The following is a 15,080-nucleotide window of genomic DNA, read 5'->3' as shown; positions in this document are numbered from 1 at the left end:
AAAGGCTAAAAATTATATCTATTTATACAGTACTGATATAGCATTTATTCCTTATTGAAAATTATAGAAAAGTTGTATGCATAGATTGGTCAATCGGACCTCCATCTTTGTGGATGGAAATAATATGTTTTATGCCCAGCAGAAGAATGGCTGGTTTTTTGATCCCCGTCGAATTCTAAGTTATTTTACTGAACCCACTGATGTTCGCTTAATTAATGCGTTTTGGTATACCGGTTTAAAAGATCCTCAAGACCAAAGAGGGTTTAGGGATGCCCTCATCAGTTTAGGCTATACCGTCCGCACCAAAATCCTGAAAGAATATTACGATGATTCATCCGGCCGCTACTCCCAAAAAGCTAATTTAGATATCGAAATTGTCATCGATATGTTTAATACAGCGGAGCAGTATGACCAGGTTATTTTATTAAGTGGAGATGGTGATTTTGAGCGTGCAATTGAATTATTGCGCTCTAAGAATACCCATATAACCGTTGTGTCGACAGAAGGCATGATTGCCCGGGAACTTCGGAATGCAACGGATCGGTATATTGACCTCAACAAAATTCGCGATCGCGTCGAAAAAATCGAACCCTGATTCTGCTGAACGGCCTTTTGCCAGCAAATTTGAGATTCAGTACTCTAGAATAGGGACATCTAATTTTTAGATAGTGTCTTTTTCTTTTTCTACCTAAACATGGGTACTGGATAAAACCATGATCAAATTTCAACCCCAACAGGTCGATCGCATTCTCATCTTTGATACCACCCTTAGAGACGGTGAACAGTCTCCAGGGGCTACCCTGCATATCGATGAAAAATTGACGATTGCACGGCAGTTGGCAAGGTTGGGCGTTGACATTATCGAAGCGGGTTTTCCCTTTGCCAGCTCAGGCGATTTTGAGGCGGTTCAGCAGGTGGCTGCAGAGATCGGCACTGAAAATGGCCCGATTATTTGTGGTCTAGCCAGAGCCACTAAACATGATATTAAAACAGCAGCAGAAGCCCTGAAACCTGCTTTCCATCATCGCATCCATACGTTTATTGCCACGTCAGATATTCATCTGGAATATAAACTCAAGAAAACCCGCCCCGAAGTGTTGGCCATTGCCCAAGAAATGGTGGCTTTGGCTAAATCCTTTACGGACGATGTGGAGTTCTCTCCAGAAGATGCGGTGCGCTCCGATCCCGAGTATTTATATCAGGTATTGGAAGGTGCGATCGCAGCCGGTGCTACCACTGTCAACATCCCGGATACCGTTGGCTACACAACCCCTCAAGAATTTGGGGCTCTAATTCGCGGAATTAAGGAAAATGTTCCTAACATTGATCAAGCCGTTATTTCCGTTCACGGCCATAATGATTTAGGCTTAGCCGTTGCTAACTTCCTGGAAGCCGTCAAAAATGGAGCTCGCCAGTTAGAATGCACCATCAATGGCATCGGTGAACGGGCCGGGAATGCTGCGCTTGAAGAGTTAGTAATGGCCATGCATGTGCGCCGCCAGTACTACAACCCTTTCCTCGGACGCCCTCCCGAGTCTGAAGCCTCCCTTACCAATATCGATACCCAACAAATTCATAAAACTTCCCGCTTGGTCTCTAATCTGACTGGAATGCTGATTCAACCCAATAAGGCGATTGTGGGAACTAATGCCTTTGCCCATGAATCGGGGATTCACCAAGACGGTGTGCTTAAGCACAAACTCACCTATGAAATTATGGATGCCCAATCCATTGGCCTAGGGGATAACCAAATTGTTTTGGGTAAGCATTCTGGCCGTAATGCCTTCCGTACTCGCCTCCAGGAATTGGGTATGGAGCTATCCGAACAGGATCTGAATAAAGCCTTCATTCGCTTTAAGGAGTTAGCGGATAAAAAGAAAGAAATTTCTGACCGCGATATCGAGGCCATTGTTAAGGATGAAACCCAGTCCCAGGTGGTTGGGGGCTTCCGTCTAGAACTAGTGCAAGTCTCCTGTGGGGATCATGCTTGTCCCACGGCCACCGTAACCATCTGTACGCCTGACAATCAAGAGCTGACAGATGCCGCGGTGGGGACTGGCCCTGTGGATGCGGTTTATCAAGCCATTAATCGAGTCGTCAAGGTCCCGAATCGATTAATTGAGTTTTCTGTCCAGTCTGTTACGGCTGGAATTGATGCGATTGGTGAAGTCACCATCCGACTAGAGCAGGATGGCAAGATTTATGCCGGATATTCTGCTAATACAGACATTATTGTGGCATCTGCTCAGGCTTATCTCAATGCGTTGAATCGCTTACATGACTCAACTCACCAGCAAAATAAAACTCAAAATCAGGAAACTGATCTTTTGGTAGAGCAAACGGTCCATGCTTAAGGCAGTGAACCATTGCCATTGTGCAATGGTAGCTCAGCAGATATTGCTGAACTGAAAAGCTGTTCCTATTTAAGTTCATGACCTCTGATCAACCTATCCCTTTTAGTCCTGAGCCTCCTCGATCGTTAGATGCCCTTATGCATGAGCGAGATCAGGCTCAGGCAAGTGCAAAGCGCTGGCGTCGTCTATATGAAGTCGAAGCACAGCAGCGCCAAAAAGAATCGGAAGTGGCAGAGCAAACGATCCAAAGCTTGAGAGCTGAGGTTCAGCGTTTGTGCCAGTTTTCAGGCGGTGCACCTATGCTGATGCCTTCACCAGGGGAGTCTAAGGGGAAATCTAGTACGCATTTGCGTAATCAAATAGCTGATTTGATGGCCGAACGGGATCAGCTGTTACAAGCGTTGGAGCAAGAAAAGCAAAGCCATGAAAAGACGAAGCAAAACCTGATTAGTGCGTTAGGTGATGCATTGGGTGCCCAAAAGCAAAAACGATCGTTAGCATTGCCAGCATCACGAGCAGGTGCCAGGGCAGGTGCTATTATCCTCAAAGATCGAGATGGACGAAAATCTAAGCCTGACTAATGGGCTGATAATACGCCAGTAGAAGTCAGTGATATAGCTGTTGAATAGCAGCGATTTTTCTAAATAAAATCGGGATGAGAGGATTTGAACCTCCGGCCCCTTCGTCCCGAACGAAGTGCGCTACCAAGCTGCGCTACATCCCGTCACAGAGTTCGTATTGAACACTCCTACACCTTAGCCTAGCATTAGGATGGCGTTCCATTCAGACGGGTCAAAAGTTTGTTTAAAGGTGACAACTGGCAAGAGATTATATATAATCACCACTGTGTGAGGAGCGAACTAAAAAAAGGGCATCAAGACGAAACACGGCCAGTCGTTGATGCCCTTTTTTTGCATTTTATTGGATAAACCCGAGGCAACGATGCTAGACTATATGTTGACTCGGACCCATGCGATTACAACGCCTCAATCTTGTCAGGACCGGAAGGTAGCAGCAATACGGGATGCTTGTGATAGGCGTGGACTCCGGGTCACTTTTGTATTTGGATATAATGATTTTGAGGGAGACTAAAATCGCCACATTACGTCCAAGATCTTAGATCGGCCCTTTATCTCTGTTCCATAATACGATTGGATTTCTAATAGGCAATGAACGACCTTCCTGATTTTGTCAAAAAGGCCTTTTACCTTGGAGTTGGCGTTGCCTCCTATGCAGGTGAACAGGCGGGTAATAAAGTCGCTGAAATCCAAGAGCGGGCCCAGCAACTGGCTGACGAAATGATTCGTCGCGGTGAGATGAATGCTGATGAGGCGAATCGGTGGCTCAATCAATTTAATGACACCCCTACACAAGTCTCGGTCGAAGAGGTTCCTTATCCCGATCAGCCTCAAACGATTGAACTGGTGACGGGAGATGAAGCTGAACAAACTCCTCCATCTGAATCAGAGGATATTCAAGCGCAAGTTAACGAGCTCGAAGAAGAACTACGTCGTCTTCAAGATTCATAAAGAACGTTCCTTGTAATGTCTAGCTCCAGTAGAGGGACTATTTATGAATGATTTTTCGAAGGATGTACAAGCATTTCTACAGCAAGTTTTCCTTCAATCTGAACAGCTTATTGATGCTTCTGTAGACGTGCTTGATCAAACTCTTATCCAGATTGAGCAAGGGGTAGATGAGTATGTTGAACCCTTAGTGAAAGAGATTGAACAGGGACTAGATGAGCTTCTTGACCCTATCGTTGTGGAGCTTGTCGCGTTTGAGCATGAGCTGGAAGAACTGGCCTCGCCTTTAACGCAACGGCTTTATCCTTTATTCGATCAGCAGCCTGCTTGCGTTGGTTGCCGCCATTACCATGGCAAAACCTATGGAGAAGCATTTCTAGTGTGTGGCATGCATCCCTATGGTGTTCCAACGGATTCTTGTCCAGATTGGGAGTCTTGTTAGAGAGCATTCATGGGCTCTGGTATACCTGAGTGCCTCTGGACTTCAATTACGACTTATTTTTAACTCTCAGCATGTGGTAATCCCAGCACTGACTGATCTCCAGAGACCACTGAGCCAATCTCGTAGGCAGAAATTTGATGTTCACCAAACCAGTTTAAGGTTGCCTGGGTTTGTTCAGGAGCAACGACCAACATAAATCCGATACCCATATTGAAGGTGTCAAACATATTGGCTTGGCTAACCTTGCCAGCCGCTGCTAGCCATTCAAAAATAGGTGGGATTGGCCATTGTCCGACGCTGAGCTGTAGGGATTGGTCCTGTTGTAAGCATCGAGGTCCATTTTCAGGTAATCCGCCCCCAGTAATATGGGCCATGGCGTGAATGTCTAGGCCAGAGCGAAGAGCAGACAAAACGGGCTTGACGTAAATTTGAGTCGGAGTGAGAAGGGTTTCCCCTAGGCTCATTCCTCCTAGTCTTTCAGGGCAGTCTTGCCAGTTCCATCCAGGTTCTGAGCGATGGGGATTAATGCCTTCCGCAACGATCTTTCTAACTAGACTAAAGCCATTACTGTGAACACCCTGACTCGCTAAACCGATCACAGTATCTCCCATGTGGATGTTGGTGCCATTCAGGAGTTTCTGTTTGTCGACGATTCCAACACAAAAGCCTGCTAAGTCATATTCACTGGGCTGATAAAACCCAGGCATTTCTGCTGTCTCTCCCCCTAAAAGAGCACATCCAGACATCTTGCAGCCTTGGGCGATCCCGGCAATAACTTGCTTGAGCTGTTCAGGTTGAAGTTGGCTAGTGGCGAGATAATCCAGGAAAAATAAAGGCTCTGCCCCGCAGGTCAGCACATCATTGACACACATGGCGACTAGATCGATGCCGACGGTGTGATGTTGATTGAGCGCTTGGGCTAATTTCAGCTTAGTGCCGACGCCATCAGTCCCTGAGACCAAAATGGGTTCTTGATAGCCAGTCGGTAATTGAAATAGGCCATTGAACCCCCCTAGATTGCCTAGGACTTCCGGGCGAGCAGTGTCAGCTACCATCTGCTTGATATCACTGACAAAGGTCCGCCCTGCCTGTATGTTCACACCAGCTTCACGATAATCCATGCCCAAACCTTTCCGATTCCTAAGAGCAGCATGTCATGATGACAGATTATGATCCTTCAAAGCAATACATTGTCAGGATCAAATCGAACTAGCTATAGCTAATGGTCAAAGTAATGCCAGCGAAAATAGCCTACTAGGAATGGTATCTACCTCTTAGTTCTTGCGGCCATCTACTATTAATAAATTTACCAAAACTGATCGATAAACATCACCTATGAATGCTCTGGTTTCTGTCGCTATAAAATCTGATTGAAAGCTCTACTAGCTATATATATAGCAGGATCTAGCTTTGTGGATGATGAGAATATGTCTAGAAGTTTTAATGATGTTTGTAACTGCTGATATTATTCCTGTGCTAAAAATAGCAATTAAAATAGATGGCTTTAATTGACTAAAGTATTTGAATATTCAAACAACAAAAAAAGTACTGATAGTTTTTACTAATCAATTATCTTGAGTTCCTGACCGCCTGAAGATATGAATTTTTCTTGCTTTCAGCGTTTTAAGCATCAGTGAATCCCAATGAGATGATGTTCGCAATATACGAGTTTAGGTATTTGTCTCAGCAAGATCCCTGATTTCAGCGACCTAGCGTTCGTGATAGGGTAATTAAGTTCTGTAAAGGAAGATTGAATCCTGTAAAGGTAACTAGAGTCTCCTCCGTATTTTGTGTTAAAGGTGACTGCTTTCAATCTTGTCCTTCTATACTCTCCAGGCAAGAACATTCATGAGAAACAAACTGGTTTTAACTGGCCTAGCGGCTGCACTCACGGTATCTGTTGTGAGCGCACTAAGCACGAGTGAGGCCAACCAAACCCTAGAAGTAGAGAAGTCTATTCCAGAGACAGTTCGTGAGCAAGAGGCATCAACAGACTCTCCGAATGAGGTTGATGCTTCTGAAAAAGCTCAAGATGCCGATGCGGTCAAAGTTGGAGACAGCCAACCTAATGAAGCCGTTAGTGACCAGCCTGCGATCGCAAAAATTCACGCCTATGAAAAGGCCGGTCGTTCTGCCGCTACTTTATATGTGCGCAACATTCCCGTCGTTACATTTCTCGGGACGGAAAAGTCTGCTCAAACTGAGAAAGTAGCTACAGCCAAATCAGAAACATCTCAACCCGAGGCAAATCAGCAAAATCCAGTCTGGCGAGCCACAACCGTTGCAGCCAAGATTAATCAGTTGGAGCGAGATGGGGTTGATGCCAATAACATTAAGGTCATTTGGGATAAAGAGCGCGAGAGCTATGTGATTAAGACAGGAGATGCTCACATCCTGGAAATGAGCGAGCTAACTGTCCTTCCCAAAACCACCAAAGATATGGGAGATGATGCACTCAAGATTACGAATCTGCTGCGTCGTCAAATGGGCAGTACGGTGGCATTAAAGGATATTCCCGGTCGTCCTAAGCCTCCTTCGCCTGCAATTGCCGCAGCATCTGTTCGGTATCAGGTGAGTGGTGAAGCTTCTTGGTATGGACCAGGCTTTCATGGTAACTACACCGCAAATGGTGAAGTTTATAATCAGAATGCGTTGACCGCAGCTCATAAAACCTTGCCCTTTGGGACCCGAGTTAAAGTAACCAATCTGTATAACGGACGTTCTGTGGTTGTGCGAATCAATGATCGTGGACCTTTTATTCCTGGGCGAATCATTGATTTATCCCAAGGTGCTGCTCAACTGATCGGTGTTACTAGTAGTGGCGTAGCTCCTGTACAGATGGATATTCTGCAATAGCCACGAATGAGCTTTCTAGATTAAAAAAGACAGCCTCTTATTAGAGGCTGTCTTTTTTAATCTAATTCCTAGAAAATCAGGATGAGACGATTTTCTAACTTCGCTGATAGTAGAAATAGGTCAGCATTGGAATGGCTGTCGCCAAGAGCAATAGGACAACGACTAGTACTGCTGAGTTGGTGTCATTGGTCTCTTCAGCAGTGCGGAAATTACTTTCAGAAAAAGCGGTGACTTCAACTTCAGGTGGACCGGGATCTTCTTGTCCGGTGATCACAGCTGAGAATCGATCCCCAGCTCCGATAAAGGCCTCGTTATAGTTGCCTTTACGAATCGGAATAAGCAGATTATCAAAGGCAATACTGTGAGCTATTTCTTCGGAAAGCACTTTCTGAGCTTCTTGGCCCACTAGAATAGCAGGGGCATTGGTGCGAGCATCATAAACCAACAAGACTTGGTTGGCTTGATCTTCTGCTGTAGGAAACCACTGTTCAAATAAGGTGTTCGCAAAACTGTCTGCTGTTTCACCATAATTCAGACCTCGAATGGTAATCACCCGAACGTCTGTCCCGGTCTGCCGGGATATTTGTTTAAGGGTTTTATTGACCGAACGCTCGGTAACGACGCTGAGTAGTTCTGCTTTGTCGGCTAACCACGTCGACTGACTCACGGAAAGATTGGGGATATCCTCAACAACGGTTGCCAACGCTGGGGGAGACCAAAGCGGTAATCCGACCAGAAGGGTGAGCAGGCCAACAATCAACCACCGCTGTAGTTGTTCCTTCCAATCCCATAATTTGTTGAGTTGAACTTTCATCCTAGATAACCTTCAATCAATGTATTTCAATGAGCCACTGTGTATGCAGCAGTGTATGCAAGCAATTCACTCTATTCATACTATTGATCCGTTGCCTTGGGATCAACAATTGTAATGAAGCTGATAAGAGTTGCTTAAGTCTTTGATTGATTAAAGTTGAATCGAGGGTGAAACCGCCTAAGTACTGTGGCAGCTATTGCTTAAGAGGGACTGGATATCAAAATCTGCTCAAGGATTAAGTCCGTGGCTGCAGCAATGTCGTCCAATATGTAGTTAGGACTATAGGCAGAAAGTTGAGTTTGATCTCTAATGCCAGACAAAACTGCGATCGCAGGTAGGTTTTGGGACTGGGCTGCAATGATGTCCGCTTCCGTATCACCCAACATCCATGTTTGATCTGGGAGTAATTCCTGCATTGCCTTTTGCATCAGCAGGGTTTTATCTTCAATATCTTGGGTTTTTATATAGTCATTGGCCAGACAATACCGCTGCTCAGGCCGGAAGAACCTGTCTAGACCATAATTCGACAGAGCAAAATCTAATTCTCGAGTTCGTCTCATGGTCATCACCACAAGTTCTACTCCCGTAGACTGGAGTTTCTGCAGCGCAGCTCGGGCACAGGGAATGATCAGATCATGCTGAAAATAGGGCATCGTATGAACAGTGATTCGGCGTAACTGGGCAAAGTCCTGGGCCTGTGAATCATCGAGCCCTGAATTGATGCCAATTTGGGTTTCTGGGATTCTTGAACGTTTGAGAGACCAGAATTCCGGCTTAGTGAGAGGGGTTATGGTTTGCCCTGGCCTAGCAATAGTGGTTAGACAATATTGATAAACCTGATAATACCGTTCAGATACATCAACGATTGGACCATCAAAATCTGTAATTAATCGGGGCATCGAACCATCTTTTTCAAGTCATTGCGGAACAATGCAGATACTTTATTTGAGAAAGGTATATTTTAAGTATTGTAACGTGTTATCACTAGTCCTTGAATTCTATTAGGGATGCTAATACTGACCTTCTATCGCTTTCAGATGCAGCATGGATAATGATTTAAGCCTCATAGATACTCCGGATGAACAGCTGAGTCCAGACATTACTCCTGAAGAGTTGGCCGCTGTCACTCTAGAAACAAAAAAATTAGAAAAACGACATCGGCAAATCCAAGCTCAGATTTCTTTGCCCTTTTCACCTGAGCAGATCTGGGATGTCCTCATTGACTATGAAGCCCTAGCAGATTTTATTCCCAACCTGGCTAAAAGTGAGCGTTTACCCCATCCAGAAAGTATTCGCATTGAACAAATCGGTGTTAAAAATGCGTTATTTCTAAAATTCTCGGCCCGGGTTGTGCTCGATATGGTGGAAGACTTTCCCCATGCCATTCGATTTGAGATGGTTGAAGGTGACTTTAATGCCTTTGCAGGCTCTTGGAAAATGATAGTGGCTGAAGATCAGCCAGGCACAACCTTAGCCTATACCTTGCAGGTCTGCCCAACGCGCTTAATTCCGGTGAAAGCAATAGAACTGCAGCTTGGGAAAGACCTACCTCGAAATCTTATAGCGATCCGCCAAAGGTTATACCAAGTTTATGGTGAGTAGCAACTCCCCATCAAGATGACGAATGTTCAAGATGATCTAAATCAATATTTTGGAGATCTTGTTGGAGCTGTCGACGGGATGGGCGACGATAGCGCTTCGTTTCTAACTTGGGCTCATTTTGGACTTTGCCCCGCTTGCCGGATTTGCGTTTCGTTCGGTCTTCAGTAGCTGCCATCATCTGTCGCTTGGCATGTTCCTCTGTCACCTCTGCCAGCAAATTTAAGTAATAAGGATAGCGCTCCCAGTCTCCTCTAACGGCACAGTTGGGTTCATTAATATGCTGGCAATCCTTAAACTGGCATTGGGATTGGGAAAGCCGTTGCCGGATTTCTGGAAAACACCGTCCTAACTGGGCTGGCAGAATGTTGTCTAAGCTGGGTTGGTTAAAACCAGGGGTATCCGCTAAAAAGCCTCCTTTGGAGAGTTCAAATAGCTCGACATGTCGAGTGGTGTGACGACCCTGGCCCCACCGTTCAGAGACACGGCCTACACGCAAGTCGATTTCTGGAATGAAATGATTTATGAGACTGGATTTTCCCACCCCTGATAGTCCTGATGCCACAGTGATGCGTTGTTTGAGAGGACGCTCAAGCGCTTTTAACCCCACCCCTGTTTGGAGACTAATCAAAATAGGATCATACCCCCACTGTTTCATACGATCGCGCCAAGCTTTTTGCGTGGCATAGGAGGTTAAATCCCGCTTATTGAAGCAAAGCACAATGGGCAGGTGGGTCTGCTCCGCTGTGACCAAAAATCGGGTCAATTGTTGGGGGTCTAATTTGGGCTCCGTCAAGGCAAACATCAATAGGATTTGATTGACATTAGCAATGGGCGGACGAGAAAGTTGGGATTGACGGGGGAGAATACTTGCGATCGCACCCCGTTGCCCTAGCCAATCCGGTTCTTCTACAACCACTTGATCCCCGACCATCACCTGTTGGCCTAGCTTTTTGAGGCGAGAGCGGCGAGTGCAGAGTAACTGATCAGAGGGATGATTTTGTGCTTCTTGCAGCTGTACCTGATAAAAGTTGGCCTGAACAGCTAACACTGTTCCCGTTAACGGAGTATCGGTCTGCTTATTCATACATCAGCTGATCTGACTTGCAAAGCGTAAAAACCTGAACAGTCTTGTAATTGTTCAATTTCATAACCAGCCATTTTGAGGCTATCGGGTACTTGCTCAATGGGTTCGCCAGGATCTAACCAGACTTCTAACAATGATCCAGGTGCCATTTTTTGCAGATGTAGCTTGGTGCGAACAAAATTGAGGGGGCAAGGTGTCCCCCTTAAATCGATCTGATCATCTGATGTTGGTAAACGCGGCGGACAGGGTTCCGTCATCGGCCAAAAATGCCCCCTAGGAAACTTTCGATTCCGCCTTTGCCTGTTTGCTCAGCTCGAATACTAGCGAGCTGAACCAACAACTCACGTTCTTCTGGGGAGATACGGTTAGGGATATCGATAATAATCGTGATTAAATGATCTCCCCGACTGACTGGATTACCTAAACGGGGGACACCATGATTCTCTAGCGTTAACACAGTGCCGGGTTGCGTTCCTGCAGGAATGGTAATGTCTTCTTCCCCATCTACCGTTGTTAGGGGCAATTGGGCTCCCAAAATAGCTTGCAAATAACTGATCTTGAATTCTGAAAGGACATTAGTACCATCCCTTCGAAATTCTGAATCTTCTTGGACAAATAGATAGACATATAAATCGCCTGGTGGGCCACCTTTTTGGCCTGCATCTCCCTCATTGGAAACGCGCAATCGGGTTCCCGTATCTACGCCGGCTGGAATTTTGATTTGTAATTTCTTACTGACTTGATTTTGCCCTCGTCCACCGCAACTATCACATTTCTCCGAAACAGTCTGTCCTTGGCCATTACAAGCTGGACAAACAGACACTTGGGTAAAGTTTCCTAGAGGCGTGCGGGTCATGCGTCGAACCTGACCTGCCCCCTGGCAAGTGCCGCAGGTTTGAGGGCGAGTACCAGGTTTTGCACCACTACCTTCGCAAGTTTTACAGCTTTCTAGATGAGAAATGCGAATTTGCTGTTCTCCTCCAAATACTGCTTCTCTAAACTTCAGTTTGAGATCAAACCTCAGATCCTCACCACGTGCTGGACCTGAGCGACGTCTGCCTGATTGTGGACTCCCTCCAAAACCATTAAAAAAGGTTTCAAAGATATCTGCAAATCCACCGAAGTCGCCAAAGTCTTGATAGCCTGCCCCAGCTGCAGAGCTAACACCTGCTTCGCCAAACTGGTCATACCGTCCCCGCATTTGTGGATCGGATAAAGTTTCGTAGGCTTTGTTGATTTCCTTAAAAGTCTCTTCGGCCCCTGATTCTTTATTGACATCAGGATGATACTTACGAGCTAAACGTCGATAGGAACGTTTGAGCTCATCGGGGTCGGCGCTGCGGGAAACACCTAGAATGTCGTAGTAGTCGCGGGCCATATATGGTTCTTACTTAGGTCACTAATTAAGCTGGCAACGCACCTAACTCCTAATCTACGGCTTCATAGTCAGTGATAACCGTATCATCGAAGTCTCCAACAATGGTGGAGTCATCATCCAGTGGTTCTGAAGGCTCTGAACCTGGATCAGGAGTTACTACAGTGCTAGGTTGACTATTATAAACGTCACTCGGATTATAAACATCATTAGGCGATGGCGAGTTTGTTGCCGATTGTTGATAAACTTCAGCCCCAATATCTAAGAGTACCTGCTGAAGCGTATCTATGCGAAGCTTCAAGGTTTCTGCTGTGACATCAGGTTGGTCTGCTAAAACCTTAAGTTCAGCGGCTGCCTGTTCGGCCCGTTGCTTGAGTTCTGGAGAAACTGTACTCGCGTTGTCCTTTAAAGTAGCACTACAGCTGTAGAGCATGCTATCAATCTGATTTTTTTGGTGTGCGACTTCTTTCAATTGCTGATCTTGATCAGCATATATTTGGGCTTCTTGGCGCATTCTCTCAACTTCTAAGCTGCTTAAACCACCTGTATTAGAGATACGAATACTTTGTTCACGCCCCGTTCCTTTATCTTGGGCAGAAACATTGAGAATTCCATTAGCATCAATATCAAAAGTGACTTCAATTTGAGGTACACCCCTCGGTGCCGGAGGTATGCCGGTTAATTCAAAGCGGCCGAGACACTTGTTATCTTTCACCATCGCTCGCTCGCCCTGATAAACCTGGATTTCTACACAGGTTTGCCCATCTGTTGCGGTTGAAAAGCTTTGAGAACGACTAGTAGGTAAGGTTGTATTACGGTCAATAATTTTGGTGAATACCCCCCCCAACGTTTCAATGCCCATCGACAGAGGGGATACGTCCAGTAGCAATAGATCCTTAACTTCTCCTCCCAATACGCCAGCTTGAATGGCTGCACCCAGGGCAATCGATTCATCAGGATTTACAGAACGATCAGGACTTTGACCGCCAAAGTATTGTTTGACTGTTTCTTGGACTGCAGGAATTCGGGTTGAGCCTCCTACCAAAATGATGCGCTCGATGTCTTCAGCTTGTAAGCCTGAATCCTTAAGTGCCCGTTCAACAGGTTCCATCGTTCCTGTTACCAGTTCAGCGGCTAACTCTTCAAATTTAGCTCGGGTTAAATCCATCTCCAAATGCTTGGGACCCGTTTCATCAGCCGTAATGAATGGCAAGTTAATGGAGGTCGTGATCGTGCTGGATAGCTCAATTTTGGCTTTTTCCGCTGCTTCCCGTAATCGCTGCAGCGCCATTTTGTCTTTTGATAGATCAATAGATTCAGTTTGGTGAAAACTTTCTAACATCCATCTCAAAATAGATTCGTCAAAGTCATCCCCACCGAGGTGATTGTTGCCAGCAGTGGCCTTGACCTCAAATACGCCATCCCCTAGCTGTAATATGGAGACATCGAAGGTGCCACCACCTAAGTCAAAGACTAGAATTTTATGGTCTTCTTCTTGCTTTTCCAGACCGTAAGATAAAGAAGCTGCAGTAGGTTCGTTGATGATCCGTAGAACTTCTAATCCAGCGATGGTTCCTGCATCCTTTGTGGCTTGGCGCTGGGCATCACTGAAATAAGCAGGAACTGTGATTACAGCTTGAGATACTGCCTCTCCCAAGTAAGCTTCAGCATCTTGCTTCAGCTTCTGTAAAACCATTGCTGAAATTTCTTGAGGTGTATAGTTTTTCCCTCGAATCTGAACATCAACAGTTTCATCTTTGCCAGGAACGGAGGTATAAGCTACACGAGATCTTTCCGTTTCCGTTTCCTGCCATCTGCGACCGATGAAACGTTTAATACTGAAAATGGTGTTTTCAGCATTGGTGACTGCTTGTCGTTTGGCAAGTTGGCCAACTAGGCGGTCCCCAGATTTAGCAAAACCAACAATACTAGGGGTCGTTCTCCCACCCTCAGTATTAGGGATAACGACAGGTTTCCCCCCTTCAAGAACAGCAACACAGCTATTCGTTGTTCCTAGATCAATACCAATGACCTTACCCATAACTTTTTCGCAGCAAACAGCAATTATGCTTGATTAAATGTATTGAGCTTTCTAAAATGCTCCTCATACTGTAGGGTGCCTCATCTGCCCATGAATTTAATCAACCTTCTGCAAATTAACCTAAAAAATAGGTGTGAAGGGAACGAATTAGACCCTGGCAAAGTTATTCAGAGACAGCGTTTTCAGCTTCCTCAGCAACCTCTTCCTCAGTAACGGCTTCAGGCTCTTCTTGTTCTAAAGGAGCAGCAACTTTTACCATTGCATGTCGTAAAACCTGTTCACCTAACAAATACCCGCTGACTAATTCTTCAACAACCATACCTTCCTCGAACTCGTTAGTGGGTTCGCGCATTACTGCTTCATGGAGGTTGGGGTCAAAGGGTTGTCCTTTAGATCGCATCGGTCCTACCCCAATGCGCTTAAGACAATCCACTAACTGTTTGTAGACTCCTTGGTAACTGTTGTGAATATTTTCTTCTTGATCGGTTTGAGGGTTGATATGAGATCTGGCCCGATCAAAGCTATCAATAACGGGAAGTAGCTCACTGAGAGTATCTCGTTTTACCCGTTGTTCTAAATCTGTTTTCTCACGTGCTGTACGTCTGCGAACGTTCTCGAAATCCGCTGCGATTCTTACATATTGACTAGTGCGTTCGTCTAATTGACTCTTCAAAGCTTCAACTTCTGTGGCTAACTGAGACAGTGCCTCTGACGAGTCTGCTTGTTCAGATATTGGCAATTCTTCTGGTGATGCGGTCGAACTATTGGTCTCATTGTCAGGCGAGGCAGATGAAACAAGTTCTTCTAAAGTATCTATGGACAACTCTTCAGAATCGTCTACCACTAATTCTTCGTACTCTGAGTTTGAATCATCCTGATGAAGCGAAGATTCATCCGAATAACTTACATCGTTAGCCTCAGTATTCTCGTGCTGCTTCGCGTCTTCGCTCATGATGTTCCTATTTTCTTTACTTCCATCAACAAAC

15 protein-coding genes, 1 tRNA gene and 1 other RNA gene are annotated in these 15,080 nt (G+C 45.5%); 8 read left to right on the top strand and 9 right to left on the bottom strand.

What is annotated here, in order from left to right:
* Positions 1 to 76: 76 nt before the first annotated feature.
* From HRE53_RS01355 to HRE53_RS01345, 3 genes are all read left to right on the top strand, one after another.
* Positions 77 to 595 carry an NYN domain-containing protein gene (locus HRE53_RS01355; RefSeq protein WP_212661883.1) on the top strand — a complete coding sequence of 173 codons (519 nt, stop codon included), beginning with the start codon at positions 77 to 79 and terminating at the stop codon, positions 593 to 595.
* Between the two features lie 118 nt (positions 596 to 713).
* On the top strand, positions 714 to 2,354 hold the full coding sequence (locus tag HRE53_RS01350) for a 2-isopropylmalate synthase (RefSeq protein WP_235108789.1): 1,641 nt from the start codon (positions 714 to 716) through the stop codon (positions 2,352 to 2,354).
* A gap of 77 nt (positions 2,355 to 2,431) precedes the next feature.
* Complete coding sequence (locus tag HRE53_RS01345; protein ID WP_235108788.1) at positions 2,432 to 2,935, top strand: hypothetical protein; 504 nt, start codon at positions 2,432 to 2,434, stop codon at positions 2,933 to 2,935.
* 69 nt (positions 2,936 to 3,004) lie between these two features.
* Here HRE53_RS01345 and HRE53_RS01340 read toward each other — a convergent pair.
* Positions 3,005 to 3,078: transfer RNA gene (locus HRE53_RS01340), tRNA-Pro, on the bottom strand.
* A gap of 235 nt (positions 3,079 to 3,313) precedes the next feature.
* On the opposite strand from HRE53_RS01340, the gene ffs reads away from it, so the two are divergent.
* The 3 genes from ffs to HRE53_RS01325 all read left to right on the top strand — a co-directional run bounded on the left by ffs (position 3,314) and on the right by HRE53_RS01325 (position 4,322).
* Positions 3,314 to 3,410: signal recognition particle sRNA small type (ffs, locus tag HRE53_RS01335), an RNA gene on the top strand.
* A 113-nt stretch (positions 3,411 to 3,523) separates the two neighbouring features.
* Positions 3,524 to 3,883: a hypothetical protein gene (locus HRE53_RS01330; RefSeq protein WP_212661880.1), complete on the top strand. Its 360-nt coding sequence runs from the start codon at positions 3,524 to 3,526 to the stop codon at positions 3,881 to 3,883.
* A gap of 43 nt (positions 3,884 to 3,926) precedes the next feature.
* On the top strand, positions 3,927 to 4,322 hold the full coding sequence (locus HRE53_RS01325; protein WP_235108787.1) for a hypothetical protein: 396 nt from the start codon (positions 3,927 to 3,929) through the stop codon (positions 4,320 to 4,322).
* A gap of 59 nt (positions 4,323 to 4,381) precedes the next feature.
* Here HRE53_RS01325 and purM read toward each other — a convergent pair whose 3' ends face one another.
* Positions 4,382 to 5,443 (bottom strand): phosphoribosylformylglycinamidine cyclo-ligase, encoded by a 1,062-nt coding sequence (gene purM, locus HRE53_RS01320; protein WP_235108786.1) that lies wholly within the window; start codon positions 5,441 to 5,443, stop codon positions 4,382 to 4,384.
* 727 nt (positions 5,444 to 6,170) lie between these two features.
* Here purM and HRE53_RS01315 point away from each other — a divergent pair.
* A complete protein-coding gene (locus HRE53_RS01315; RefSeq protein ID WP_235108785.1) occupies positions 6,171 to 7,178 on the top strand; it encodes a septal ring lytic transglycosylase RlpA family protein in 1,008 nt (335 codons plus the stop codon).
* Positions 7,179 to 7,272: 94 nt separating this feature from the next.
* Here the strand turns inward: HRE53_RS01315 and psb32 are convergent, their stop codons facing one another.
* Both psb32 and HRE53_RS01305 read right to left on the bottom strand, forming a co-directional pair.
* Positions 7,273 to 7,992 carry a photosystem II repair protein Psb32 gene (psb32, locus tag HRE53_RS01310; protein ID WP_235108784.1) on the bottom strand — a complete coding sequence of 240 codons (720 nt, stop codon included), beginning with the start codon at positions 7,990 to 7,992 and terminating at the stop codon, positions 7,273 to 7,275.
* A gap of 200 nt (positions 7,993 to 8,192) precedes the next feature.
* Positions 8,193 to 8,891: an HAD family hydrolase gene (locus HRE53_RS01305; RefSeq protein WP_235108783.1), complete on the bottom strand. Its 699-nt coding sequence runs from the start codon at positions 8,889 to 8,891 to the stop codon at positions 8,193 to 8,195.
* A gap of 145 nt (positions 8,892 to 9,036) precedes the next feature.
* Between HRE53_RS01305 and HRE53_RS01300 the strand changes: the two genes are divergently transcribed.
* Complete coding sequence (locus tag HRE53_RS01300) at positions 9,037 to 9,594, top strand: SRPBCC family protein (RefSeq protein ID WP_235108782.1); 558 nt, start codon at positions 9,037 to 9,039, stop codon at positions 9,592 to 9,594.
* Positions 9,595 to 9,604: 10 nt separating this feature from the next.
* On the opposite strand, the gene rsgA is transcribed toward HRE53_RS01300, so the two are convergent.
* From rsgA to grpE, 5 genes are all read right to left on the bottom strand, one after another.
* Complete coding sequence (gene rsgA / locus HRE53_RS01295; protein WP_212661873.1) at positions 9,605 to 10,678, bottom strand: small ribosomal subunit biogenesis GTPase RsgA; 1,074 nt, start codon at positions 10,676 to 10,678, stop codon at positions 9,605 to 9,607.
* Entirely contained in the window at positions 10,675 to 10,935 is a 261-nt protein-coding gene (locus HRE53_RS01290) for a sulfurtransferase TusA family protein (protein ID WP_212661872.1), read from the bottom strand. The genes rsgA and HRE53_RS01290 overlap by 4 nt, the downstream gene beginning before the upstream one ends.
* Positions 10,932 to 12,056, bottom strand: coding sequence for a molecular chaperone DnaJ (gene dnaJ / locus HRE53_RS01285; protein WP_212661871.1), 1,125 nt, complete (start codon positions 12,054 to 12,056; stop codon positions 10,932 to 10,934). The genes HRE53_RS01290 and dnaJ overlap by 4 nt, the downstream gene beginning before the upstream one ends.
* 49 nt (positions 12,057 to 12,105) lie before the next feature.
* Complete coding sequence (gene dnaK, locus HRE53_RS01280) at positions 12,106 to 14,094, bottom strand: molecular chaperone DnaK (protein ID WP_212661870.1); 1,989 nt, start codon at positions 14,092 to 14,094, stop codon at positions 12,106 to 12,108.
* 163 nt (positions 14,095 to 14,257) lie between these two features.
* Entirely contained in the window at positions 14,258 to 15,046 is a 789-nt protein-coding gene (gene grpE / locus HRE53_RS01275; RefSeq protein ID WP_212661869.1) for a nucleotide exchange factor GrpE, read from the bottom strand.
* Between the last annotated feature and the right edge of the window lie 34 nt (positions 15,047 to 15,080).

The sequence above is a fragment of the Acaryochloris sp. 'Moss Beach' genome (assembly GCF_021497025.1).
Taxonomy (GTDB): Bacteria; Cyanobacteriota; Cyanobacteriia; order Thermosynechococcales; family Thermosynechococcaceae; genus Acaryochloris; species Acaryochloris marina_A.
The sequence above is the reverse complement of the archived record's forward strand: the minus strand, read 5'-3'. Positions and strand labels throughout refer to the sequence as shown.